Genomic DNA, 991 nt, shown 5'->3' with positions numbered 1-991 from the left:
CGACGACGACAAGCAGTACCAGGACGCCCGGATCATCTTCGTGGACACCGAGGTGTCCAACTGGACGTACGACCCGGTGCGCAAGCAGTACTACTGGCACCGGTTCTTCTCCCACCAGCCGGATCTGAACTACGAGAACCCGGCCGTCCAGGAGGAGATCCTGGCCGCTCTGCGCTTCTGGCTGGACCTGGGCATCGACGGCTTCCGCCTGGACGCGGTGCCGTACCTGTACCAGCAGGAGGGCACCAACTGCGAGAACCTGCCGGCCACCCACGCCTTCCTCAAACGGGTCCGCAAGGAGATCGACAGCCAGTACCCCGACAAGGTCCTGCTGGCCGAGGCCAACCAGTGGCCCGAGGACGTCGTGGACTACTTCGGCGACTACGCCTCCGGCGGCGACGAATGCCACATGGCCTTCCACTTCCCCGTCATGCCCCGCATCTTCATGGCCGTCCGCCGCGAGTCCCGCTACCCCGTCTCCGAGATCCTCGCCAAGACCCCGCCCATCCCCTCCGGCTGCCAATGGGGCATCTTCCTGCGCAACCACGACGAACTGACCCTGGAGATGGTCACCGACGAAGAGCGCGACTACATGTGGGCCGAATACGCCAAGGACCCCCGCATGCGCGCCAACATCGGCATCCGCCGCCGCCTGGCCCCCCTGCTGGACAACGACCGCAACCAGATCGAACTGTTCACCGCCCTGCTGCTGTCCCTGCCCGGCAGCCCCATCCTCTACTACGGCGACGAGATCGGCATGGGCGACAACATCTGGCTCGGCGACCGCGACGCCGTGCGCACCCCCATGCAGTGGACCCCCGACCGCAACGCCGGCTTCTCCTCCTGCGACCCCGGCCGCCTGTTCCTGCCCACGATCATGGACCCGGTCCACGGCTACCAGGTCACCAACGTCGAAGCGGCCATGTCCTCCCCCTCCTCCCTGCTGCACTGGACCCGCCGCATGATCGAGATCCGCAAGCAGAACCCCGCC

The 991-nt window shown here is 66.6% G+C and carries 1 protein-coding gene; it reads left to right on the top strand.

Going from position 1 to position 991, the window contains the following annotated elements; all coding sequences use genetic code 11:
- A partial coding sequence (locus tag CCN35_RS27245; RefSeq protein ID WP_245863558.1) for an alpha-amylase family glycosyl hydrolase occupies positions 1-991 on the top strand: 991 nt, incomplete at both ends.

It is taken from the genome of Streptomyces thermovulgaris (assembly GCF_002155915.1).
Classification (GTDB): Bacteria; Actinomycetota; Actinomycetes; order Streptomycetales; family Streptomycetaceae; genus Streptomyces; species Streptomyces thermovulgaris.
Note: the sequence above shows the minus strand (reverse complement) of the source record. Positions and strands in the feature narration are given on the sequence as shown.